Raw genomic sequence first — 23,746 nt, forward strand, 5'->3', positions numbered from 1 at the left:
CACACTTACAAATACTTATGACATATTTAACTGTACATTAATACTCTTTAAAATTTCACAAAAACAGAAATATAAGTACTTTTGTAAACTATATTTCAAAAACTATTCCAAAGTATGCAAATTCCTTCAAAATATAATGCTATTGAAGCAGAAAATAAATGGTATGACTACTGGATGAAGAATAATTATTTTCATTCTACACCAGACCATAGAGAACCATATACCATTGTAATCCCTCCACCAAACGTAACAGGAGTCTTACATATGGGACACATGCTTAATAACACAATACAAGATGTTTTGATACGTCGTGCACGTTTATTGGGTAAAAATGCTTGTTGGGTTCCAGGAACTGATCATGCATCTATCGCAACAGAAGCTAAAGTTGTTGCTAAATTAAAAGCACAAGGAATAGATAAAAATGATTTAACTCGTGACGAGTTTTTAGCACATGCATGGGAATGGACTGAAGAATATGGAGGCGTAATCCTTGAGCAACTTAAAAAATTAGGATGTTCATGCGATTGGGACAGAACAAAGTTTACAATGGATGACGATATGTCTGAAGCGGTAATTAAGGTTTTTGTTGATTTACACGAAAAAGGATTGATTTATAGAGGATACCGAATGGTAAACTGGGATCCTAAAGCAAAAACAACTCTGTCTGATGAAGAAGTAATACACGAAGAACGTCAAGGAAACCTATATTATATTAATTACAAAATTGAAGGAAGCGAAGAAACTTTAACTATCGCAACTACAAGACCAGAAACCATTTTTGGAGATACAGCAATATGTATTAACCCAGAGGACGAACGTTTTGCACACTTACGTGGAAAAAAGGCAATTGTGCCAATTGCAAATCGTGTTATTCCTATAATTGAAGACGAGTATGTTGATATCGAGTTTGGAACAGGTTGTTTAAAAGTAACTCCTGCACATGATGAAAACGATAAAAACCTTGGAGATAAGCATAAACTAGAAGTAATCGATATCTTTCATGAAGATGCGTCATTAAATAGTTATGGATTACAATTTGAAGGTCAAGACCGTTTTGTAGCTAGAAAAAATGTTGCAAAAGAATTAGAAAATATTGGTGTTTTAGTAAAAACTGAAACCCATTTAAATAAAGTTGGTACGTCAGAACGTACAAAAGCAGTTATCGAACCAAGATTAAGCGACCAATGGTTCTTAAAAATGGAAGAGTTGGTTAAGCCAGCAATTGAAGCTGTTTTAGGTGAAGATGCTGAGATAAAATTATTTCCTAAAAAATTCGAGAACACCTATCGTCATTGGATGGAAAACATTCGCGATTGGAATATTTCACGCCAATTACTTTGGGGACAACAAATTCCTGCGTATTTCTATGGAGATGGAAAAGAAGACTTTGTAGTTGCAGAAACTGTTGAAGATGCTGTTTTAAAAGCACAAAAAGTAACTGGAAAAGCAGATTTAAAAGCAACAGATTTAAAACAAGATACAGATGCTTTAGATACTTGGTTTAGCTCTTGGTTATGGCCAATGTCTGTTTTTGATGGTATACGTAACCCAGAAAACGAAGACATTAAATATTACTATCCTACTAACGATTTAGTAACTGGACCTGATATTTTATTCTTTTGGGTAGCACGTATGATAATTGCTGGTTACGAGTATAAAGACCAAAAGCCTTTTAATAATGTGTATTTAACTGGTTTGGTACGTGATAAGCAACGTCGTAAAATGAGTAAATCTTTAGGGAACTCACCAGACGCTTTAAAATTAATTGAAGATTATGGAGCAGGAGGAGTTAGAGTTGGATTATTATTAAGTAGTGCAGCTGGAAATGATTTAATGTTTGATGAAACGTTATGCGATCAAGGTAAAAAGTTTGGAAATAAAATATGGAATGCTTTTAACTTAACAAATTTATGGGAAGTTAGTGATACAATTCCCCAACCAAATTCTAGTAAAATAGCATTAGATTGGTATGAAGCTAAGTTTCAAGAAACTTTATTAGATATTGAAGATCATTTTAGTAAATACCGTTTAAGCGATGCTTTAATGGCAACTTATAAATTAATTTACGATGATTTTTGTGGTTGGTTGTTAGAGATAGTAAAACCAGCATATCAACAACCAATTGATGCAACAACTTATAATAAAGTGATGGCTATTTTTGAGGATAACTTAAAAATATTGCATCCTTTTATGCCTTTTTTAACAGAAGAAATCTGGCAATATATTGCAAAGCGTACTCCAGAAGAAGCTTTAATAGTTTCAAAATGGCCAGAAGCTAAACCAGTAAATAAAGATATTATTTCTGAGTTTGATTTTGCTTCAGAAGTTATTTCTGGAATTAGAACCGTTAGAAAAGAAAAGAACATTGCGTTTAAAGATGCAATTGGTTTTTTAGTAATTAATAGCGAACAATCAAATACAGATTTTGATACTGTAATTGCTAAACTAGGAAACCTAGAAGCAATAGATTATGTTACAGAACCTGTAGAAGGCGCATTAACCTTTAGAGTTAAGTCTAATGAGTATTTTATACCAATGGATGGAGCAATTGATATAGAAGCCGAAATTGCTAAACTTACCAAAGAATTGGAGTATACAGAAGGGTCTTTAAAAATAGCACAGAAAAAATTGTCTAACGAGCGTTTTGTTGCAGGTGCACCAGAACAAGTTATTGCTGCCGAACGTAAAAAAGAAGCAGATGCTTTGGCTAAGATTGAAACTTTGAAAGCTAGTTTGGCTAGTTTGAAATAGAATTATTAATTATGTCAAAAAAAACAGTTTACTCCATTCTTACAGCTTTAGTCTTAATATCTTTTTATGCATGCAATTTTTTAATTGATAATCAAGAAAAAGAAGCAGCTGTAACCCAAGGTAAAACGATAAAGACAAACACTAACGAATACTTCTTGCCAACAAGCACAACAGGACAGATTGTACACCATGAAGGTTACAGTTTAAGTTACAGTGAGCCACATGAACAAGCAGAATGGGTTGCTTATGAACTTAAAAAAGAGCATTTAAGTAATGCTAACTTTAAGCGTCCATATTTTGAAGTTGATAAAACTGTAAAAACAGGAGCTGCACATTGGCGTAATTATAAAAAATCAGGCTACGATCGTGGACATTTATGTCCTGCAGGAGATAGAAAGTATAGTCAAAAAGCACATGACGAAACATTTCTAACAAGTAATATATCACCTCAGAATCACGATTTTAATGCAGGAATTTGGAATAGGTTAGAACAAAAAACACGTTATTGGGCAAGTAAATATGATGGTGTATTTGTAGTATCTGGAGGTATTTTAGAAATAGGATTGAAGACTATTGGAGAAGAGGAAGTAGCCATTCCTAACCAATTTTACAAAGTATTAATTGATAATAATAATGGACAAACCAAAGTTATTGCGTTTTTATTACCACATGTAGAGTCTAAACAACCACTTTATAAATTTGTTACCTCTGTAGATAAAATTGAAAGCTTAACAGGAATAGATTTCTTTGCAGAATTGGATGATGCAATAGAGAATAAACTAGAAGCATCAAGTAGTTACAAGAATTGGAGCTTTTAGAATAGTTTTTTTCTGACACCTTTCCAACGTAAATCTCTTACGTATTTACCTTCTGCTTCTGTAAGAAGCTGCTCAGGCTTATTACGTGTCGCTTTTACATAACCAATTATATAATCCTTAAAATATCTAAAACTCTTCTTTTTATAACTCATTTTTAATGCAGTTAAAAAGGTTAGTGTAAAACCATAGCGCATTTTGTACATCGCTTCTCCTTGCAAGTATTTTGCAGCTTTATTATAACTTGCTCCTGTTGGTTTAAGATGTTTAACATGTAATGTATCGTCTAATAAAATTGTCCAATTATTATACTTTGCAAGTAGCTCGTCAATAGTATCCCAACCCATTGCTCTTTTAAGCTGTCCAATAGCTTCAAAGCAATCTTTTTTATAGGCTTTTAAAGCACCTCTAATATGATCTTTTCCTGTAATAGATTCTAATATCCAATCATTATTTTTTTCTATATAACAGTAACCTGCAACCATACCAATAGTTTTGTTTTTATTAAAATGAAAGGCTATTTTCTCTAAATAATTTAAAGGAAAAATAAGATCTGCATCAAACTTGCAAATCACATCGTAATCTTTATCAATAATATCGAAACCTTTGTAAAAAGCATTAATAATTTTAGTTCCTGGTAAGTGTTTGTTGGATGAAGTAACATTGACCAACTTTATAAAAGGGTGTTTTTTCTGAAAATCTTCTACAATGCTTTGTGTTGCATCAGTAGAATTATCATTAACCACAACAATTTCTTTTGGTTGTAACGTTTGGTCTATTAAAGACTGTAATGTTAGGCCAATAGAGGTTTCTTCGTTATGAGCAGGAATGATAATACTGAAATTCAAAATAAAAAAATTAGAATTTAAAGGTAAACTTATTTAAGCTCTTTCTGCATAAATAATATAGTATCTAGGTGTAAACCACCTTAAAAGAGGTCTAAATCCTATCTTTTTTACTGGATTGGTCCATTGTTGACGCTCAATAATTTTCCAACCTGTTTTCTCTAATAACCAATCTAATTGCCAATCTTCAAACTCGTGATAATGTCTATCCCATTTATCGGTTTTACTTCTGTAAGCAGAAGAAAACCATAAACGTAACGGAACACTAATAACTAATTTGTCTGCTTTTATACTCTGTAAAACGGTAAAAGGAGAGAGTAGGTGTTCAAAAATTTCAAAAGCAGTAACAACTGTTGTATTTGAGTTATTAATGTTTGAAGTATCAATATCTAAATCTTCGCCTTTAGTGTTTTCAACAGAATAACCATTGTCTTTCATAATTTTGGTAAACGGATTTTCTACACCTAAATCTAAAATAGATTCAGATTTTGAAATATGTTTTTCCAAAAATTGATAAGTTAATTTAAATCTTTTATGCGGAAATGTCTGTTCGTACATGAAAATAGGTTCATTTTCATTTCCGCTAAAGCGGAAATATTTTCAAAGTCATTTTTTTTAACTAGTGCTTATAAACAATAGCATTTATATTCATTCCAGCACCAACGCTAGCAAATATAATAAGATCTCCTTTGTTTATTTCTTGATTTTCAAGTTTACCGTTTAAAATCAAATCGTATAAAGTTGGCACAGTTGCAACACTTGAGTTACCTAACATATTAATACTCATTGGCATCACGCCTTCTGGCATTTTCATGTCATGAAGCTTGTAAAAACGCTTAACAATTGCTTCGTCCATTTTTTCGTTGGCTTGATGGATTAATATTTTTTTGACTTCGTTTATAGAATGTCCACTTTTTTCTAAGCAAGACTTTAATGCTAATGGTACATTAGTTAAAGCAAATTCATAAATTTTACGACCATACATTTTTATATATCGACGTTTACTATTACTGTCTTGATTATTGGTTTTTCCAAAATAAATATAGTGTGCTTCGTCTAGTGCAAAAGTAGCAGATTCATGACTTATTATTCCGCCTTCATCATTAGATTGTTCAATAATAACAGCTCCTGCACCATCACTATAAATCATAGAATCTCTATCGTGTTTATCTATGACTCTGGATAATGTTTCGGTTCCGATAACCAAACAACGTTTTGCTAAGCCAGATTTAATAAACGCATTGGCTTGTATTACACCTTCTACCCAACCTGGACATCCAAAAAGCAAATCATACCCAACACATCTTGGGTTTTTTATTTGTAGTAAATGTTTAACACGAGAGGCTAAACTTGGTACAGTATCGCTTTGCTCTGAATTGTGTTTTACGTCTCCATAATTATGAGCAACAATAATATAATCTATTGTTTCTTTATCAATTTTGGCGTTTGCAATCGCTTTTTCAGCAGCATAAAAAGCAATATCAGAATTTAATAATTCAGGCTCTAGATAACGTCTTTCCTCTATTCCTGTAATGGCTTTGAATTTGTCAACGATGACTTCATTTGTATTATTTATTTTAGAACCATCTGCATTTAAAAATTCATGGTTATAAAAGTCTTCGTTTTTTTCAACACCTTTAGGAATATAACTTCCAGTACCTGTAATCTTAATATTCATAAAAAAAGAAATTGCCTTTAATTGTTACCTTGTAAAGATAAGGAGTAAAAATTAAAGGCAATTTTAATTGGTTAGTTTTTTACGATGTCCAACGTTTAGTTGGCATCCATATAAGCTTCAATTGGAGCACAAGTACATATCAAATTTCGGTCTCCATATGCATCGTCAACACGACGTACTGAAGGCCAAAACTTGTTATCCATTACGTAGTCTAAAGGATAAGCAGCTTTCTCTCTACTATATGGTAATAACCACTCATCACTAGTTAGCATTGCTAATGTGTGAGGTGCGTTTTTTAATGGGTTATTGCTATCTTCTTTTGTTGCAGCGTCTATTTCTTTTCTAATAGAAATCATGGCATCACAAAAACGATCCATTTCTGCTTTGCTTTCACTTTCTGTTGGCTCAATCATCATGGTTCCAGCAACCGGAAACGATACCGTTGGAGCATGAAATCCATAGTCCATTAAACGTTTTGCAATATCAACAACTTCAATTCCGTTAGCTTTAAAAGGACGACAGTCTATAATCATCTCATGTGCTGCACGACCACGTTCTCCAGAGTATAACGTTTCAAAAGCACCTTGTAATCTGTGTTTAATATAGTTGGCATTTAAAATGGCAATTTCAGTCGATTTTTTTAAGCCTTCTGCACCTAGCATTTTTATATATCCATAAGAAATTAAACAAGCTAAAGCAGAGCCAAAAGGAGCAGAAGATATTGCTGTAATTGCTTTGTCTCCTCCCGTTTTTACTACTGGATTGCCAGGTAAAAAAGGAACTAACTGTTTTGCAACACAAATAGGTCCAACTCCAGGACCACCACCACCATGAGGAATTGCAAAGGTTTTGTGTAGGTTTAAATGACAAACATCTGCACCAATATTACCAGGATTTGTTAAACCTACTTGAGCATTCATGTTTGCTCCATCCATATAAACTTGTCCACCACAATCATGAATGATTTTAGTGATTTCTTTTATAGATGCTTCGTAAACACCATGTGTCGAAGGGTAAGTTACCATTAAGGCTGATAAATTGTCTTTATGTAAAAGTGCTTTTTCGCGTAAATCGTCAACATCAATGTTTCCTTCATCGGTAGATTTTGTTACAACAACTTTCATTCCTGCCATAACAGCACTTGCTGGATTTGTACCATGTGCAGAACTTGGGATTAAACAAATGTTTCTATGATGATCTCCTCTAGATTCGTGATATGCTTTTATAACCATTAATCCAGCAAACTCTCCTTGAGCACCAGAATTTGGTTGTAATGATGTTGCAGCAAAACCAGTGATTTCTGTTAGTTGATCTTCTAATTCTTTTAAAATTTGCGTGTAACCTCCTGCTTGTTTTAAAGGTGCAAATGGATGTATATTTCCCCATTTAAACCAACTTAATGGTAGCATTTCTGCTGCAGCATTAAGTTTCATTGTGCAAGATCCTAAAGATATCATGGAATGATTTAATGATAAATCTTTACGCTCTAGTTTTTTAATATATCGCATCAATTCTGTTTCAGAATGATGAGAATTAAAGACCTCTAATGTTAAAAAGTCAGAGGTTCTAGTTAGTGTTTTAGCAATATTATTAGTTGAAGTTATTGAAGTGATTTTAAACGCTTCTTTACCAGCTACTTTTGCGAAAATTGAAATAATATAATTTATATCTCTAATAGAAGTTGTTTCGTTTAAAGAAATAGTAACTGTTTCTTTGTCTGGATAGAAAAAGTTAACTTTTTTCTTTTTAGCAATTTTCTTAATTTTTTTAGCGTCAGTTTTAATTTGAAGCGTATCAAAATAAGAGGTATTAACTTGTTTGAAACCTAATTTTTCTAACGATTCTGATAATGTCGATGCAGAATTGTGGACTTGATTTGCTATAAATTGTAAACCTTTAGGTCCATGATAGACTGCGTACATTCCAGCCATAACAGCTAATAATACTTGTGCAGTACAAATATTTGAGGTTGCTCTGTCGCGTTTAATATGCTGCTCTCTTGTTTGTAAAGCCATACGTAAGGCTCTGTTACCATTGGCGCATTTTGTTACACCAATAATACGACCAGGAATATCACGTTTGTAAGCTTCTTTTGTTGCAAAATATGCAGCGTGTGGTCCTCCATAACCCATTGGTATTCCAAAGCGTTGCGTTGTACCAACGACAACATCTGCACCAAACTTCCCTGGAGCTTCTAGTTTTACTAGACTTAAAATATCTGCAGCTACAGCTACTTTTATGTTGTTGCTATTTGCTTTTTCAATAAAAGTTTTGATGTCAGTGATTTGACCATCTTTTCCAGGATATTGTAAAATTGCTCCAAAATAGTCTGAAGAAAAATCAAAAGATTCTTCATTTCCTATTACTAATTCAATTCCAATTGGATTTGCTCTAGTTTGTAATAATGAAATAGTTTGAGGTAGTATATTTTTAGAAACAAAAAATTTATTTATACCAGCTTTTTTTTGTGCACGTTCTCTAACTGCAAATAGTAAGCTTAAGGCTTCTGCAGCAGCTGTGCTTTCGTCTAAAAGAGAGGCGTTTGCTAACTCCATTCCTGTTAAATCTGTAATCATTGTCTGAAAGTTTAGAAGTGCTTCTAAACGTCCTTGAGCAATTTCAGCTTGATAAGGTGTATAAGCTGTATACCAACCTGGATTTTCTAAAATATTACGTTGTATAACAGCTGGTAAAATGGTTGGATGATAACCTAATCCAATATATGTTTTGTAAACCTTGTTTTTTTTTGCAACATCATTTAAATACACTAAGTATTCTTGTTCTGTCATTGCCTCATCTAAATCCAAATCTTTTTGTAGTCTAATATCATCTGGAATAGTTTGGTAGATAAGTTGATCTATACTATCTGCATTGATAGTTTTAAGCATTTTTTTTTGGTCATTTTCTCTGGGACCTATGTGACGTAATGCGAAAGCGTTTGTATTCATTTGTGTTGCTTTTTTATGATTGCAAAATTAGCGAAAACTAACAGTAATATTTTGTTAAAAATTGAAAGTTTTCAACGAAACGACCGCTTTATTAACAGATTGATTATTTTTGTGTAATGAAGATGCTTAAACAGCTTTTTAATTTTTATATAAATAGCAGTATTCACGTTGCTTTATCAGTTTATGCTTTAAGCTGGATTACTTTAACAAAATTTGGACTGAATTATGACGAAAACGTACTGTATTTTAATTTTTATGCGACCATTACAGGTTACAATTTTGTTAAATATTTTGGGATAGCAAAATGGCACCATCGTAGCTTAGCAAATTGGTTAAAAATTATCCAAGTATTTTCTTTTTCTTGTTTTATTTTGATGTGCTATTATGCTTATGCATTACAGTTTAATGTACTAATAATTATTGGAGGATTTGGGGTGGTTACCTTTTTATATGCTATACCATTTTTACCCAAAAAATGGTATATGGATACACAGCAAAATTTAAGAGATATAAGTGGTTTAAAAGTATACGTTATTGCTTTTGTTTGGAGTGGTGTAACGGTTGCTTTACCATTACTTAATAATAATGTTAATCTAAATGCAGATGCTATTATTACTTTATTACAAAACTTTATACTAGTTATTGTTTTAATGTTGCCTTTTGAAATTAGAGACTTAGGCTATGATAGTTTAAAATTAGCGACTATACCACAGAAAATAGGAGTGAAGCGTACCAAATTACTTGGGTTAGCTTTATTGTTTGTGTTTTATTTTTCTGAATTTTTTAAAAATGAAGTTATTACTAATTACATCCTTACTCAATTTGTAATTTGTATTGTTTTAGGTTTGTTTTTAATGTTTTCGAATAAAAAAAGGAATTTGTTTTACGCTTCCTTTTGGGTTGAGGCAGTACCAGTACTTTGGTTGTTACTGCTTATTATTTAACTCTTTGTCAAAATTTGATTTTATCTCTTCTTTTTCTGAAGGCGTTAGTTTTGTTGACTTTAATTTATTAATGGTAGCTGTAAGTTTTCCGTTGTTAATAGAATGTTGCCTACAAACAGCACAAATAAAAATATGAAATTTAAATTTTACTTTTTCCCATAAAGAAGCTTCATTATATTGAGCTTTGTCACATATGTGTCTTGAGTCTTCACAAGACATCATTAATTTTTTCATCATCATAATTAAAACCAGTTTTTTTCTAAACAACCTGCCATAGCTACTCGTGCTCTGTGTATTATTACCCAAAGGTTAGACGCAGTAATTTCTAATTCATTACAAATTGCTTCAGTTTCGTAATTTAAAATGGTTTTCATTTCAAAAATCTGTCCTTGTTTTTTTGGTAGCTTTGATAAGCAATCATCTATTGCATCTGCTAGTTCTGAATTCTCTATATGGTCTTCAGCAGTTTTATCAAATGGATCTGCAACACGTTCTTCTAACCAATCTCCTTCAGTTTCAGAATCACTATTATATGACATTCTAACTTCAGCTTTTCCTTTTTTAGAATTTGTTTTACGATAATGATCAATAATTTTTCGTTTTAAAATTGAAACTAACCAGGTACGTTCGCTAGCTTCTCCTTTAAAGTTTTTCATGCTTTTTAAACCAGCAAGAAAGGTTTCGGATATAAGATCTTGAGCTTTAGCTCTGTCATTTACACGTGTAATGGTGTAATTAAAGAGGTAGTCGCTATACAAATCTATCCATTGGTTTGGATCAATTTTATGGTTGGACATAAACTTTTAATTTTTCTTTTTCAATATCAAAAATAAGGAAAATAGAATTAATAAAAAGGTTAATTTTTTATTAAACCCTCTAAAGCTAGTTTGATGTTAGTGTATTTAAAATTGTAACCATTTTTTAGTAGTTTTTCTGGTATTACATTTCTGCTTTTTGTAACCAGTTCTGTTTCTGTGCCAATAAAAAAAGCACCCAATTTTAATAACCATAGTGGATGAGAAATACCAAAAGGTATTTTCATTACTGCTCTTAAACTTTTCATTAAAGTTTTATTATTGGTTGGTTCTGGGACACATAAGTTAAAAATACCTTCTAATTTTTTGTCCATTAAAAACTGAATGGTATTTGTAAAATCATCTTCATGAATCCAACTTACTTTTTGATTTCCAGAGGCTTGCTTGCCACCTAAACCAAATTTAGTTAATTGTTTTAATGGTGTTAACGCACCTCCTTTTTTACCTAGTACAATGGATGTGCGTAATATTACTTTTTTTGTTTTTGGTGTTGTAGTTTCGTTAAATGCACGTTCCCAAGATTTTGCAATATTCATTGAAAAATCATCTCCAATAATTCCATTTTTTTCTGTATTTGGTCTGTCAAATGAACTTTCATAAATGGTAGCTGTTGATGAGTTAAACCAGTATTTTGGAGGATTGTCACATAAGTTTACCGCTAATCCTAATAAATTGGTCGTGTCTATTCTAGAGGAGTAAATGGCTTTTTTGTTTTTTTCATTATATCTACAATCTACAGATTTTCCTGCAAGATTTATAAGGGCTTCTGCATTTTCTAATTGTTTAGTCCAATTACCTAAATCTATACCATTCCAATATATTTCAGTATCGGATTTAGGATTCCTAGTTAATATAAAAACTTTGTAATTTTTATTTGTAAAATAATCTTTTAGGACTTGTCCTAAAAACCCGCTTCCTCCAGCTATAATTATTGTTTTCATGTTTTTTACTTTGTACAACTAATAATGTAATATCCAAAACTCTTCATGTGTAAGCCAGAAAGTAAAGCATAAAAACTACCTTTTAGGTTATGTAAGCTTTCCTTTTTAAAGCCATTTTTATTAAATAAATTTTTTAAAAAGAATCCAATAATAGTAAACGGAACATGTAATACAGAAGGTGCAACTCTAAAAGAAGCATCTTCAATTTTTATATCAGTAAAGCCTACATCTTTAAGTTTTTTAACCATATTGGTTTTGGTTTCAAGTCGCTCCAAACTCCAATGGTTACACAATTTTTGATAAGCGTATTTACTTCCGTAGCATAATTTATTTTCCTCTTTTTTTAAAAACGCATCAGCAATAACTAGTTTACCATTTGGTTTTAAAACACGAAACGCTTCTTTTATAGAGTCTTTACTGTGTCCAGAATGACAAAAACTTTCTATAGCTAAAGCAGTATCAAAGCTGTTAGATTTAAATAAAGTATTGTTATAGTTTTCTTTTAGAATACTTCCTTTTAAACCTTTTAGTAATTCGTTTCCTTTTTTTTCCTGAAAGTCTGACAATGTTACACCAAAAGCAGTCAGGTTTTTATGTTTTTTTATTGCATAGCGCATAGATCCACCCATACCACAACCCATATCTAATAAGGTTGACTTTTTACTTCCATAATTAAAACGACTAATGACTTGATTGGTCATTTGGTTTAGCATTTGATCCCTTTTAAAAGGATTGGTTTTAAAAGGAATGTAATAGCCAAAATGCATATTAAAATCTTTACTCCAAAACTCGTAATCTTCAGTAGCTTCATTATAGAAGTCTACCATTTCTATTCTGTTTTTTTCAGAGTGTTGAATTGTGGTTGTTAGTGTTTTCATAGTTTTGAGATTTTATAGGTAATATAAACGTGGAAGCATGCTAAGAATAGTGATGTGATTGCCCAAAAGAACATAATTGATAATCCATCAATTTTTAATGATTTAAAAAATAGGATTAGTGATAAAGTCAAAAGAACATAAATGTTGAAAACGATTTGAATTGACTTAGATAATTCTTTAAAATGAATAATAATTTTTATGCTTATTAGAATCTGTATTAAGCCTAAAACAGGTAGTGCAAAAATTCCTCCCCAAAATGTAAAGCAAAGCAAGAAGGTTATAATAAATGCCCAATTATTTATTTGGTAAAAATCTTTCATGATTCTTTATTCAATAGTTTTATTTAAAGAGGGAATTGCAATATTTTTTGCATGTATGATTTCAAAAAGGTCCATATATCTTTTATGTTCTATAATTTGCAACTTTTCATTAATCATATTCAGTTTTAATTTATTCATGTTTACATGATTTTTGATATAGGGAAATAGTGCTTTAAATTGTTTGCCAAAAATATTTGGTACTAATGCATCTAAATAGAATTTAGTGAACTTATAATTGAATGTTCTTTTAGGTTTTACTAATTCTAGTAAAAAAATTTCGCCATTTGGTTTTAGTGTTTTACTTAGTTGCTTTGTAAATGCATTTAATTGTTCTGGTTGAATAGTTTTAATTCCAAAGGAACATAATATAATATCATAAGATTCAGGCTTATGTTTCTCTTTAAAAAAGTCGTTTTCGATTTGATGTATTTTTTTGTTTTTGTGCTTTGATTTTGCAGCTATATTCATTTTACTCGCAAAATCTATAGTGGTAATTTTTGTGTTATTCTGATTAATATATTTTAAATTTTCTCCTTTACCACTCATGATATCTAACACAGATTTGTTCTCAAAATTTTGAACTTTTTTTATGAGTTTACGTCTCATAAAATTGGTTAGAAAAAATGAAGCAAACTCATTAGTTCTATAAGTTCCACTTAAATTGTTGAAGTACTCCTTTAAATCAATTTTAGTTAACATATTTGCTGTTTATTGAGTTTAGTACATGTAATTGCATTTGATCAATAATATAGTTTGACCATAATTTCCAATACCATTTCGGAGCAATTTTGTAACTATACAAAGTGGTTGCTGTTATTTTTGTTGAATGGTTGCTTAGCGCTTCTAATTTTATTTTGCCAAAATGGACGAAAAAATAATGATGTAAGTGTTTTGCATCAATAGAGTTGTAAGGTGTAAGCTCTCTCATTGGTATTGTTTGTTCTTTGGGCTTAAAAGTCACAGAATGGTTATTTTTAAACTCTGTAATTTGCAAAATAATTGTGTCATTATTTGTAATGCAATTATAGCTTAGCTCTTTATTTGTTTTTTTTAAAGCTATAGATTTAGGATAAGAAACACCTTCTTTAAATAACCGATTAGGTGTATTTGTAAACGTTATTTCTGTAGTTAAATCATTCCAAATAGCATCTTTAGACGTATTAATTATTAATGTTGAAGTTACTTCTTCTTGTATAGGTATTGTGTAACTATCATAAATGTATGTAGCTGGATTAAATATTACCAAAAAAATAAGGGAGTTGCGTTGTATTGATTTGTCTGCATGAGCAATAAATAATCCAATAATATAAGATATTGTCATTGGGATAACTAAAAAAGGATAAGCCATTAAAACACATATAAACCCTTCTAAACCAATAGCAATTAAAGCACCACAAAGAATAAGTATAATTACATTTACTTTTAAAAAAGCAAATAAACCTGCTTTAAGTAAAGAATTTGGTGTCTCAGTATATTTTCTATCATAACCTATCAAAAAACTTATCGAACTAGGGATTGCAAAAAATAATGCAGCTCCATATTCTCCATTTTCAATTAATAAAAGCCATACAACAACTAATATTATTACAATAGTTAATGTTAAATAAGGATGCTTTTTCAAAAAATTCATAATTATTATTTTTATTAAAGTTTCAGAAAATATTGAAACATAGTTTTAAATTTTTTTATTTAAATATTTTAAGCAAAGACTTAGTCAGCCAGTTTTGTTTTTGGTTTACTAATTTATTAATCATAGAGTCCATAGTTTCGGTTAGCTCGTGTAATGCTTTTGTCTGTTTAATTAGTTCTTTAGTTTTTGCACTTCCATCATCTTTTATTGAAGAAATCTCTTCAAGTACTTTTACTACAGGTTTAATTTCTCTTCTGCTACGTTCTACAGCAACAATTCTTGCCAATTCTTGTACATCTTTTTCGGTTATAAAAAACTCTTTACGCTCACCAGCAATTAATGTTTTGGTTACAATTCCCCAATCCATAAGCTGTCTAAGGTTCATACTAGTATTACCTCTAGAAATTTTAAGATCTTCCATAATCTCTTCCATTGATAGTGGTTTTGTAGATATAAAAAGCAGAGCCTGGATTTGTGCCATAGCTTTGTTTATTCCCCAAAGTGAACCTAAACTACCCCAAGTACTTATAAATTTATCTTTTGCTTCTTGATATTCCATATGCAAATATAATTAAATATTTAGAACTTTCAGTAATTATTGAAAGTTTATTTTAATAAAAAAAGAGAGTCAATTTAAAACTCTCTTTTTTTATAGTTTTATTTTATTAATCCAGCGCGTTTTAACAATGCTTCAGGTTTAGGTTCTTGACCTCTAAAACGTTTGTAAAGTGTCATTGGGTTGTCTGTTCCACCTTTAGATAGGACATGATCTTTAAATTTTGAAGCCACTTCTTTATTAAATATTCCTTTTTCTTTAAAATAATCAAACGCATCAGCATCTAATACTTCTGCCCATTTGTAGCTATAGTATCCTGAAGAATAGCCACCTTGAAAAATATGAGCAAAAGCAGTACTCATGCAGTTTTCTTTAACCTCTGGAAAGAGTCTAGTGTTTTTAAATGCTTCAGTTTCGTAAGATTTTACATCTTTAATAAATGATGGGTCTTTACCATGCCAATTCATGTCTAAAAGCCCAAAACTAATTTGTCTTAACGTTTGCATACCTTCATGGAAGCTTGCGCTTTCTTTTATTTTTTGTACTAATTCCATTGGAATAACTTCATTAGTTTGGTAATGCTTAGCAAATAACTCTAGCGCTTCTTTCTCGTAACACCAGTTTTCCAACACTTGACTTGGTAGTTCTACAAAATCCCAAAACACACTAGTTCCGGATAAACTAGGGTAGATTGTATTGGCTAACATACCATGTAAAGCATGACCAAACTCATGAAACAAAGTAGTTACTTCATTAAAGGTTAGTAGTGATGGTTTGCTTTTTGTAGGTTTTGTAAAGTTGCAAACGTTAGAGATGTGTGGTCTTTCATTAACTCCATCTTTTACATATTGAGGTTTAAAAGAAGTCATCCAAGCACCATTTCGTTTTCCTGCTCTAGGAAAAAAGTCTGCGTAAAAAATAGAAACAAGCTCATTGTCTTTATCTAAAACCTCATAAGTCATGACATCTTCATGATATTTATCTATAGTATCTATACTTTTAAACTGAAGTCCAAATAATTTGTTTGCCACTTGAAAAGCACCATCAATCACTTTTTCTAGTTGAAAGTATGGCTTTAATTGCTCGTCATCTAAATTGAATAATTTTTGCTTCAATTTTTCAGAGTAATAAGATGAGTCCCATTTTTCTAATTGGTCAATACCATCCATTTTTTTTGCAAATTCTTGAAGATTAGCAAACTCACGTTCTGCAGCTGGTTTTGCTTTATCTAACAATTCGTTTAAAAAAGTAATTACTTTTTCTGGTGTTTGTGCCATACGTTCTTCCAGAACAAAATGGGCATGTGTTTTATATCCTAATAATTGTGCACGTTGGTAACGTAGTTTTGCTATATCTAAAACATTATTTTGATTATCTAAAGCGTCATTTTTAAATCCTTTTGCACCAGAAGCTAACGCTAGTTTTTTACGCAACTCTCTATTGTCTGCATAAGTCATAAATGGTATATAACTTGGATAGTCCAAAGTAATTAACCAACCTTTTTTGTTTTTAGATTCGGCTAATTGCTTGGCAGCTTCAATTGCACCTTCAGGTAAACCAGATAGGTCTTTTTTATCTGTAATCAACATTTCAAATGCATTAGTTTCTGCCAAAAGGTTTTCGCCAAACTTTAATTTTAAACTAGCTAATTGTTTGTCAATACTACGTAACTGATGTTTTTTGTCTTGGTCTAAGTTTGCTCCATTTCTAGAAAAGCTTTTATATTTTTTATCCAGAAGTGTAGTTTGTTCTGTATTTAAATCTAGGCTGCTTTTGTTGTCAAAAACAGATTTAACACGCTTAAATAACCCTTCGTTTAAAGTAATATCATTTCCAAATTCTGTTAATAGAGGAGAGACTTCTTGAGCAATTTTTTGAATTTCGTCATTTGTTTCTGCAGAATTTAAATTAAAAAAGATACTAGTAACACGATCCAATTGTTGTCCAGAAAATTCTAAAGCTTCAATGGTATTTTTAAATGTTGGAGCATCAGTGTTTTTTACAATAGTACTAATTTCTTTTTTTGCCTCTTCTATTAATGTGATAATTGCAGGTTTAAAGTCTTTATTTTTAATAGTTTGAAATGGTGCAGAATTAAAATTTGTAAGAAAAGGATTTAAAAGTATGTTCATTGAAAGTGTTTTTGTAGATTTTGGTGTTAAAATTAGCGATTTAATTGCATAATAATTATTTAATTCACTATTTTTGCCTTGATTTTTTCCCGTGAGTTGGTTACTCACTTAAAAATTATTGATTAATAGCGATAAAAAGCCTCAGACATGTCTGAGGCTTTTTTTTTGTTTAATCGATATTGTTTTTTATCGTTAAATTTTATCGTTTTGTCTAAAAAAAATGAGATTTTTTAAGAAACAAGGAGGATTTGTTATAAAAGTAACGTTTTTGCAACTGTTTTTTTGATGTGAGTGTTAAACTCATATAATAGAACAATAATAGCGATGGAAGCCTCAAACTTAGTTTGGGGCTTTTTTCTTATAAATACGTTTTAACGAGTATTTTTACTTTTAATCGAAATCAATTTTTTTTTTGCATTCCAATTCTTCGAAGAGGTGTCTTTATTAGACATTTGTATAAGTTTTTTTGATGTGAGTATATCTCATATATAGAAAGATTAATAGCGATTAAATGCTCCAACACTGTTGGAGCATTTTTAATTTAATACTATTTTAAATCTTTAGAAGCTGCTTCAACCTTAAGTTTTAAATCTTCTTTGTAAGTAATAATTTTATCTAAGACGCTTTTATCTGATGCTCCAATAATCTAAGCTGCTAAAATACCAGCATTTTTTGCTCCATTTAATGCTACTGTTGCAACTGGTACGCCTCCTGGCATTTGTAAAATAGATAAAACAGAATCCCATCCATCAATAGAATTACTACTTTTTACAGGCACACCAATAACTGGTAAAGGACTTAAAGAAGCAACCATACCTGGTAAATGTGCAGCTCCACCAGCACCAGCAACAATAACTTTAATGTCTCGTTTGTGTGCGTTTTTACTAAAATCAAATAGTTTTTCTGGTGTACGATGTGCAGAAACAATATCGACTTCTACTTCAATATTAAATGTTTTTAAAATCTCAATAGCGTCTTGCATGACAGGCATGTCGCTAATACTTCCCATAATTACTGCTACTTTGCTCATATATTTTTTTTATTTAAAAACTAATATTGCAAAAGTACAATTTTTAACACTTTAAATAATTGCTGCTTATTGATAAATGTTTTTTAGTTAATACTTCTTAAGAATGCTTTTGCATTTCATGATATATAACCTGCGTTTCAAGACATTTATTTTTATAAGCCTTGATTTTGTTGGAGATTTGACTTGCTATTAATCAATAATTATAAAGCCCTTTGCAGGATTATGTGCTTAGGGTTTTATTAAAAAACAAAAAAAACTATGGGAAGTTCAATTGCAAAAGTTTATTCAAACACAGTCAAAAAAAATCAAAAAGTACTTTATGGAGTTTGGGAACCTGGATTTCCTGTTCAACTTGGTGATTACGGAATAATGAAAGGGAATATTTTTACTCAGTTAGGTAATATATCAGAATTTGAAGAGCTAAAACATTTTAAAATAAAAATAAGAAAAGATGATACAAAAGATGAAAAGTTTTTTACATCAAAAAAGGGTGTTGAGTTTGAGCTAAAACCAAAAGCTGAAAGTGCAATAAATGGTATAAATATAAATGCTTCAATTGAAGTTAAATTTTCTAAAGAAAATGCTGTTTTTTTTAATGGAGCTGAATGTGTTTTTGAATTGATTGAAAACAAATATCAACTTGGGCAAGAGCTTTTAAAAATTCATAAAAAGTCAAAAGATAAATGGAAAAAAGAGTTTGTTGTAGTTACTGATAGGGTTATAACAAAAAGGGCTTTAATATTAATCTCGACATCTTCTGACTTTTCTATAAAATTAGAAGCAGATGCTAATGTACCAGTAATTGATTTAGCAAAAGCTTCGCTGGGTTTAAAAATGATTAAACAAAAATCAACTGGTTATAAGGTTGTTACGGAAGAAGGAATAATACCTCTTATTGGACTTTCAAAAATCAAACGTCCTTTCTTATTCTTTGATAAAGAATTTAAGCCTATGGTTAAAGCTTATACTACAGAGATGGAAGATGCTATTATTGATTATAAAATTAAACCAGAATTGTATGATGAGAATTTACAATTTTTACAGTTTACAGATGATTTGGAGGAATAATTAAAAATAAGAATCATTAAACAATACTATGCTATTAGTCTAATCAACATAAAGCTCTTTACTTTTTGGTAAAGGGTTTTATAAAAACCATTTTAATTATGAAAAAATTAAAAATTTTTATTCCACTTTTTTTGTTTGTTGTAAATCCAGTTCTTTCTCAGGTCTTATCAGTAAATAAAACAAGTATTATCCAGAATAATAAGGTTAAAGGAAATTACTTACTTAAACTTAAAGAGCAATTTGTAAACCAAAATGAAATACAATCTTTAGGAATAATAAAAACCGATTTTAGTGCTGTTGTTTTAGAATTAGAGGCATTAAAAATTCTAACGAAAACCAAAATTGATATAATAAACGATAAAATTTCAGGTTTAGAAAAATCAAGTAATAATGTTCTTAATGGAGAACAAAAAAAGAGATTAAAGATTTTAAAAGAACAAAAAGTAAAATTTAATAAAAATTACAACACTATTAATAGCTTAATTTTTAAAGCAGAGAACATTGGTGTAAACTTCAATAAAGATGCATATTATAATAATCAAATAGAAATGTTTGATAATAAGATTAACTTAATAGATGAAAAACTGATTGAAACTATTGATTTTACTGAATCAATAGATCTTAAAGAAAAGCTTATGAGAGTAAGGAATGAGAAAGATGTTTTTGAAGTAGATTACGAAAAATACAAAAAAAACAAATTAAAAAAGAAGTCTTGGCTACCTTCTAATAATAAATTTTTCAGAACGTATTTTTTTAAAACACATTATAATAAAGAAAATGATAAAACTGAATTATTAAATTCATTATCGTTTTTTAAAAGTGATTCCATTAAAACTATTAACACAGAATTAGTTAATGATATTCTTTGGATTGGAAGAATATCTTTTAGTTCTACAGTTGTAATTGATAGTGAAGATAATGATGGAGATCAGAAAAAAGAAAAAGATGTTGAGAAACTAATTAATGGTGGTGGTAATTTCTATATAGATTACTCAGTTCCAATTTATACAAATTATTCAAAAAGTATTGTCAATTTTTATGCTTTTGCTAATGTGAAAATTGCGACAGATTTAAAAGGCTTTGATAATAATATTGAAAATACAACTGCAAATGGAAGTTTGGGCTTAAATTTTCTGGTCGACCTATCTTCCAATGAAAACAAATTTAATTTTTCTTTAGCAACAAGTTCAAATCTTCATTATGGTACAAACGATTTTTTTGAAAACTTAAATTTAGATAATCATTTGTTTTTTAATACAAATATCTTAGGCACTATTACCATTGAAAATAAGTACAGAATAGCATTAAGAACAAACTTAGCAAGTGAACCAAATATTAGAACAGAAAAAGTTGCGTTTGGAATACAATTAATTAATTAAGAAAACCACTTAATATTTTTATTAAATAATAAATTAATATATTTAAAATTAATCAATCATTAAACCAATTATTATGATAGAATTTAAAGAAATCACCAACTCAAAAAAACAGAATGCAGTTATTATTCAAGTTAATTCTGAAAGTTATAATCAAGCAAAGTATAAATTAGAATATAGTAAAATAACAAGTTTTAAAAATTATAGGATTTATTTTTGGATAGATAATGTGGAAGATTCTTTAAATGAGGAATATGTCCTTAATAAGTTTAAAGTATTTTTTGATGACGATAAATTAGGTTGTTCCTTACGCAATAGTGGTAAACCATTTGATATAGGCTACCCAAAAAATAGAGAAAAAATAAAGGGAGTAATATTTTCACCAAGAAAAGGTCAAGATGGAGGTGTTGTAGGTGTTGACTGTCCTTAAATGAAAAAACTATTCCTAATATTAATAACACAATTTGTTGTAGCTCAACAAATACCAATAGATTCTATTTCTTACGAATATTTCTATGGTAAAGAGCTACAACAAATTGTTGTTTTAAAACAAAAACAAGCTAACCAACCGTTTAATCTAAAAACAAGATTGAAAATAGCCGAATTGTATCAGGATATAAACTGCGAAGATTCGGCTTATGCTACATACTATAAGCTTTATGAATACGAAAAAAATAATAATAGAACTCTAAATAAAGAAGCCTATAAAGAGTTACTTTTTAATTTGCATACTGTAGAGTCTAGTAAACATAATTATGAAAGAGATAGACGTGTTTTTTTAAATGAATTAAAGCAACTCACTAAAGAAGATAATAGTGATAAATGGCAAGCAAAAATAGAAAACGAAATTTTTAAGGATTATTTTTCAGATAGTTTAAAAACTGAAGAGGCTAGAAATCAAATTGAGATTATTAAAGAAACAGATTATTATAAAAACAATGATGTTTTTAGATCAATAATATTATTAAATGAAGGTAATCTAAACACTTATATAGATAATTATCAAGAAGCAGAGAACAATTTATTATCAGGTTTAGAATTAGCAACTAAAAACAAAGATATTTTAAGACAAACTTATTGTTTAATAAACCTTGGAGCTAATGAAAACAAAAGAAAAAATTACAATAAAGCACTTTATTATTTTAACCAAATAGATAAAATTCCTAATAATAGATTTAAATTAAAAATAGAGCGAATTTTAGCATCCAATAGAGGTAATTCATATTACTATTTAAAGGATTCTGTAAATTTAAAATTCCAGGATAATTTATATGCCAAGCTTGATAGTGTAATCAACGATTTCCGTAAAAACAGCAACTTTTACGAAGTGGACATAGCATATCAAACAAAAGAAAAAGATAAAAAAATAGCAGAATTATCTTCTTTTAAAGAATCTTTTAATAAAAACAGAATAGTATATAGTATACTTTTATTTTTAGTGTTTTTGTTAGCCTTATACTCTTTTATAAGATGGAAAAAATCTGATAAAAAGAAACGTCTTTTAGATATAGAAAACGAGAAAACAAAAACAGAATTAGAAACTGTAAAATCTCTTGTTATAAACGATCATATAGTACTTAAAAATAAATCAAAAGTCTATTTGAATGAGTTGATTTATGTAAAGTCCGATGGACATTATTTAAATCTATTTACAACCGCTAAAAAAGAGTTTGTACGTGGTAAAATATCTGAAATAGAACAACAACTACCGCCTAATTTTATAAAGTGTCATCGTTCTTATATCGTCAATAGAAATTGTATAAAACAATACAGTAGTACTGAAGTTTTTATGACAAATGGAGATAATATACCATTATCACGTGGGTTTAAGTTTTAAATTATTCGCTTATTACTTTAATACTATTTTTAACTTCTTCAGCAATTTGTCTTGCTTTATTTAAATCTTCATTAACAATAGTAACATGTCCCATTTTTCTAAATGGTCGTGTTTCTTTTTTACCATATATATGTGGTGTAACACCATCCATTGCCATAATAGATTCTATGTTTTCATATTTAACAGATCCAGTATAACCTTCTGCACCAACTAAATTAACCATAATGCCTCCAACTTTGCTTTCTGTGTTCCCTAAAGGTAAACCTAAGATTGCTCTAATATGTTGCTCAAATTGAGAGGTGTAACTAGCTTCAATAGTTTGATGACCAGAATTGTGTGGTCTAGGAGCAACCTCATTAATTAAAATTTGGTCATCTTCCGTCTGGAATAATTCTACAGCTAATAAGCCAACATGGTCAAATGCTTCAGATGTTTTTAAAGCTACTTCTTGCGCTTTTTTTGCGACTTCTGGACTAATTCTAGCTGGACAAATTACATATTCTACTTGGTTAGCTTCTGGATGAAACTCCATTTCTACAACAGGATATGTTTTTATTTCGCCAGTTGTACTTCTAGCAACAATAACTGCTAATTCGTTTTTAAACGGAATAAGTTTTTCAGCAATACATTCGCCTTTAGGCAACCCTTTTAAATCTTCAATGGTTCTAACCATTTTTACACCATTACCATCGTAGCCAAATTTTGCAGCTTTCCAAACAAAAGGAAGTGCTAATCCACCATTGTCAATAGCATCTTCAATTTCGGACAAATAAGCAAATCTGCTAAATGGAGCAGTAGGTAAATTATGATCTAAATAAAATAATTTTTGAGTGGCTTTATTTTGTATTTGATGTAATGTTTTTGATGATGGGTAAACTTTTACGCCTTCTTTTTCTAATTGCTCTAAAGCCTCAATATTTACATTTTCAATTTCGATAGTTAAAACATCAACTTGCTTGCCAAAATTATAGACAGTATCATAGTCTAATAAATCACCAAGTATAAAATCATTGCAAGCCATTTTACAAGGTGCTTCATTACTATTATCTAAAACAGAAGTATAGATGTCAAATTTTCTGGTGTTATAAAGCAACATTTTGCCTAATTGTCCACCACCTAATATTCCTAATTTAAATGTTGAAGAAAAATAATTCATTAGTCATAAAACTTGTTAGCAACAAA

At 29.9% G+C, this 23,746-nt stretch carries 20 protein-coding genes and 1 pseudogene; 7 read left to right on the forward strand and 14 right to left on the reverse strand.

Features of this window, described 5'->3' with window-relative positions; all coding sequences use genetic code 11:
* Positions 1–114: 114 nt before the first annotated feature.
* Positions 115–2,751, forward strand: coding sequence for a valine--tRNA ligase (locus SJY17_RS07730; protein ID WP_397361992.1), 2,637 nt, complete (start codon positions 115–117; stop codon positions 2,749–2,751).
* Positions 2,752–2,762: 11 nt separating this feature from the next.
* Positions 2,763–3,569: a DNA/RNA non-specific endonuclease gene (locus SJY17_RS07735; RefSeq protein ID WP_397361993.1), complete on the forward strand. Its 807-nt coding sequence runs from the start codon at positions 2,763–2,765 to the stop codon at positions 3,567–3,569.
* Here SJY17_RS07735 and SJY17_RS07740 read toward each other — a convergent pair.
* From SJY17_RS07740 to gcvP, 4 genes are all read right to left on the reverse strand, one after another.
* Entirely contained in the window at positions 3,566–4,414 is an 849-nt protein-coding gene (locus SJY17_RS07740) for a glycosyltransferase family 2 protein (protein ID WP_397361994.1), read from the reverse strand. The genes SJY17_RS07735 and SJY17_RS07740 overlap by 4 nt on opposite strands.
* Positions 4,415–4,447: 33 nt before the next feature.
* Complete coding sequence (locus SJY17_RS07745) at positions 4,448–4,969, reverse strand: methyltransferase (protein ID WP_397361995.1); 522 nt, start codon at positions 4,967–4,969, stop codon at positions 4,448–4,450.
* 61 nt (positions 4,970–5,030) lie between these two features.
* A complete protein-coding gene (locus SJY17_RS07750; protein WP_397361996.1) occupies positions 5,031–6,089 on the reverse strand; it encodes a 3-oxoacyl-ACP synthase III family protein in 1,059 nt (352 codons plus the stop codon).
* A 95-nt stretch (positions 6,090–6,184) separates the two neighbouring features.
* Positions 6,185–9,037: an aminomethyl-transferring glycine dehydrogenase gene (gene gcvP / locus SJY17_RS07755; RefSeq protein ID WP_397361997.1), complete on the reverse strand. Its 2,853-nt coding sequence runs from the start codon at positions 9,035–9,037 to the stop codon at positions 6,185–6,187.
* Between the two features lie 116 nt (positions 9,038–9,153).
* On the opposite strand from gcvP, the gene SJY17_RS07760 reads away from it, so the two are divergent.
* On the forward strand, positions 9,154–9,981 hold the full coding sequence (locus SJY17_RS07760; RefSeq protein ID WP_397361998.1) for a hypothetical protein: 828 nt from the start codon (positions 9,154–9,156) through the stop codon (positions 9,979–9,981).
* Here SJY17_RS07760 and SJY17_RS07765 read toward each other — a convergent pair.
* The 9 genes and pseudogenes from SJY17_RS07765 to purE all read right to left on the reverse strand — a co-directional run bounded on the left by SJY17_RS07765 (position 9,964) and on the right by purE (position 18,283).
* On the reverse strand, positions 9,964–10,221 hold the full coding sequence (locus tag SJY17_RS07765) for a hypothetical protein (RefSeq protein ID WP_397361999.1): 258 nt from the start codon (positions 10,219–10,221) through the stop codon (positions 9,964–9,966). The two genes, SJY17_RS07760 and SJY17_RS07765, sit on opposite strands and share 18 nt — an antisense overlap.
* Before the next feature lie 2 nt (positions 10,222–10,223).
* Positions 10,224–10,778, reverse strand: a complete 555-nt coding sequence (locus SJY17_RS07770) for a sigma-70 family RNA polymerase sigma factor (protein ID WP_397362000.1) — start codon at positions 10,776–10,778, stop codon at positions 10,224–10,226.
* Positions 10,779–10,837: 59 nt separating this feature from the next.
* On the reverse strand, positions 10,838–11,737 hold the full coding sequence (locus SJY17_RS07775) for a TIGR01777 family oxidoreductase (RefSeq protein ID WP_397362001.1): 900 nt from the start codon (positions 11,735–11,737) through the stop codon (positions 10,838–10,840).
* A 5-nt stretch (positions 11,738–11,742) separates the two neighbouring features.
* The gene (locus tag SJY17_RS07780) at positions 11,743–12,615 is read right to left on the reverse strand and encodes a methyltransferase domain-containing protein (RefSeq protein ID WP_397362002.1); all 873 of its coding nucleotides are present in this window, start codon (positions 12,613–12,615) and stop codon (positions 11,743–11,745) included.
* 326 nt (positions 12,616–12,941) lie between these two features.
* The gene (locus SJY17_RS07785; RefSeq protein ID WP_397362003.1) at positions 12,942–13,634 is read right to left on the reverse strand and encodes a methyltransferase domain-containing protein; all 693 of its coding nucleotides are present in this window, start codon (positions 13,632–13,634) and stop codon (positions 12,942–12,944) included.
* On the reverse strand, positions 13,624–14,565 hold the full coding sequence (locus tag SJY17_RS07790; protein WP_397362004.1) for a hypothetical protein: 942 nt from the start codon (positions 14,563–14,565) through the stop codon (positions 13,624–13,626). The genes SJY17_RS07785 and SJY17_RS07790 overlap by 11 nt, the downstream gene beginning before the upstream one ends.
* A 55-nt stretch (positions 14,566–14,620) precedes the next feature.
* On the reverse strand, positions 14,621–15,124 hold the full coding sequence (locus tag SJY17_RS07795; protein WP_397362005.1) for a GbsR/MarR family transcriptional regulator: 504 nt from the start codon (positions 15,122–15,124) through the stop codon (positions 14,621–14,623).
* Between the two features lie 98 nt (positions 15,125–15,222).
* Positions 15,223–17,253: a M3 family metallopeptidase gene (locus SJY17_RS07800; protein WP_397362006.1), complete on the reverse strand. Its 2,031-nt coding sequence runs from the start codon at positions 17,251–17,253 to the stop codon at positions 15,223–15,225.
* A gap of 547 nt (positions 17,254–17,800) precedes the next feature.
* Positions 17,801–18,283: pseudogene (gene purE / locus SJY17_RS07805) on the reverse strand (5-(carboxyamino)imidazole ribonucleotide mutase).
* A 258-nt stretch (positions 18,284–18,541) separates the two neighbouring features.
* On the opposite strand from purE, the gene SJY17_RS07810 reads away from it, so the two are divergent.
* The 4 genes from SJY17_RS07810 (at position 18,542) to SJY17_RS07825 (ending at position 22,564) form a co-directional block, all read left to right on the forward strand.
* The gene (locus SJY17_RS07810; protein ID WP_397362007.1) at positions 18,542–19,351 is read left to right on the forward strand and encodes a hypothetical protein; all 810 of its coding nucleotides are present in this window, start codon (positions 18,542–18,544) and stop codon (positions 19,349–19,351) included.
* Positions 19,352–19,449: 98 nt separating this feature from the next.
* Entirely contained in the window at positions 19,450–20,730 is a 1,281-nt protein-coding gene (locus SJY17_RS07815) for a hypothetical protein (protein WP_397362008.1), read from the forward strand.
* Between the two features lie 73 nt (positions 20,731–20,803).
* The gene (locus tag SJY17_RS07820; RefSeq protein WP_397362009.1) at positions 20,804–21,157 is read left to right on the forward strand and encodes a hypothetical protein; all 354 of its coding nucleotides are present in this window, start codon (positions 20,804–20,806) and stop codon (positions 21,155–21,157) included.
* Positions 21,158–22,564: a LytR/AlgR family response regulator transcription factor gene (locus tag SJY17_RS07825; RefSeq protein ID WP_397362010.1), complete on the forward strand. Its 1,407-nt coding sequence runs from the start codon at positions 21,158–21,160 to the stop codon at positions 22,562–22,564. It abuts the gene before it with no gap.
* Position 22,565: 1 nt separating this feature from the next.
* Here SJY17_RS07825 and SJY17_RS07830 read toward each other — a convergent pair whose 3' ends face one another.
* Positions 22,566–23,720 carry a 5-(carboxyamino)imidazole ribonucleotide synthase gene (locus SJY17_RS07830; protein WP_397362011.1) on the reverse strand — a complete coding sequence of 385 codons (1,155 nt, stop codon included), beginning with the start codon at positions 23,718–23,720 and terminating at the stop codon, positions 22,566–22,568.
* Positions 23,721–23,746: the final 26 nt, after the last annotated feature.

It is taken from the genome of Olleya sp. R77988, from assembly GCF_044594215.1.
In the GTDB taxonomy this organism is placed as follows: Bacteria; Bacteroidota; Bacteroidia; order Flavobacteriales; family Flavobacteriaceae; genus Olleya.

What these genes read in the sequence shown, in the direction of transcription:
- SJY17_RS07730 (WP_397361992.1), top strand. Translation starts at nt 115, where the DNA reads ATGCAAATTCCTTCAAAATATAATGCTATTGAAGCAGAAAATAAATGG.
- SJY17_RS07735 (WP_397361993.1), top strand. Translation starts at nt 2,763, where the DNA reads ATGTCAAAAAAAACAGTTTACTCCATTCTTACAGCTTTAGTCTTAATA.
- SJY17_RS07745 (WP_397361995.1), bottom strand. Translation starts at nt 4,969, where the DNA reads ATGTACGAACAGACATTTCCGCATAAAAGATTTAAATTAACTTATCAA.
- SJY17_RS07750 (WP_397361996.1), bottom strand. Translation starts at nt 6,089, where the DNA reads ATGAATATTAAGATTACAGGTACTGGAAGTTATATTCCTAAAGGTGTT.
- gcvP (WP_397361997.1), bottom strand. Translation starts at nt 9,037, where the DNA reads ATGAATACAAACGCTTTCGCATTACGTCACATAGGTCCCAGAGAAAAT.
- SJY17_RS07760 (WP_397361998.1), top strand. Translation starts at nt 9,154, where the DNA reads ATGAAGATGCTTAAACAGCTTTTTAATTTTTATATAAATAGCAGTATT.
- SJY17_RS07765 (WP_397361999.1), bottom strand. Translation starts at nt 10,221, where the DNA reads ATGATGATGAAAAAATTAATGATGTCTTGTGAAGACTCAAGACACATA.
- SJY17_RS07770 (WP_397362000.1), bottom strand. Translation starts at nt 10,778, where the DNA reads ATGTCCAACCATAAAATTGATCCAAACCAATGGATAGATTTGTATAGC.
- SJY17_RS07775 (WP_397362001.1), bottom strand. Translation starts at nt 11,737, where the DNA reads ATGAAAACAATAATTATAGCTGGAGGAAGCGGGTTTTTAGGACAAGTC.
- SJY17_RS07780 (WP_397362002.1), bottom strand. Translation starts at nt 12,615, where the DNA reads ATGAAAACACTAACAACCACAATTCAACACTCTGAAAAAAACAGAATA.
- SJY17_RS07785 (WP_397362003.1), bottom strand. Translation starts at nt 13,634, where the DNA reads ATGTTAACTAAAATTGATTTAAAGGAGTACTTCAACAATTTAAGTGGA.
- SJY17_RS07790 (WP_397362004.1), bottom strand. Translation starts at nt 14,565, where the DNA reads ATGAATTTTTTGAAAAAGCATCCTTATTTAACATTAACTATTGTAATA.
- SJY17_RS07795 (WP_397362005.1), bottom strand. Translation starts at nt 15,124, where the DNA reads ATGGAATATCAAGAAGCAAAAGATAAATTTATAAGTACTTGGGGTAGT.
- SJY17_RS07800 (WP_397362006.1), bottom strand. Translation starts at nt 17,253, where the DNA reads ATGAACATACTTTTAAATCCTTTTCTTACAAATTTTAATTCTGCACCA.
- SJY17_RS07810 (WP_397362007.1), top strand. Translation starts at nt 18,542, where the DNA reads ATGGGAAGTTCAATTGCAAAAGTTTATTCAAACACAGTCAAAAAAAAT.
- SJY17_RS07815 (WP_397362008.1), top strand. Translation starts at nt 19,450, where the DNA reads ATGAAAAAATTAAAAATTTTTATTCCACTTTTTTTGTTTGTTGTAAAT.
- SJY17_RS07820 (WP_397362009.1), top strand. Translation starts at nt 20,804, where the DNA reads ATGATAGAATTTAAAGAAATCACCAACTCAAAAAAACAGAATGCAGTT.
- SJY17_RS07825 (WP_397362010.1), top strand. Translation starts at nt 21,158, where the DNA reads ATGAAAAAACTATTCCTAATATTAATAACACAATTTGTTGTAGCTCAA.
- SJY17_RS07830 (WP_397362011.1), bottom strand. Translation starts at nt 23,720, where the DNA reads ATGAATTATTTTTCTTCAACATTTAAATTAGGAATATTAGGTGGTGGA.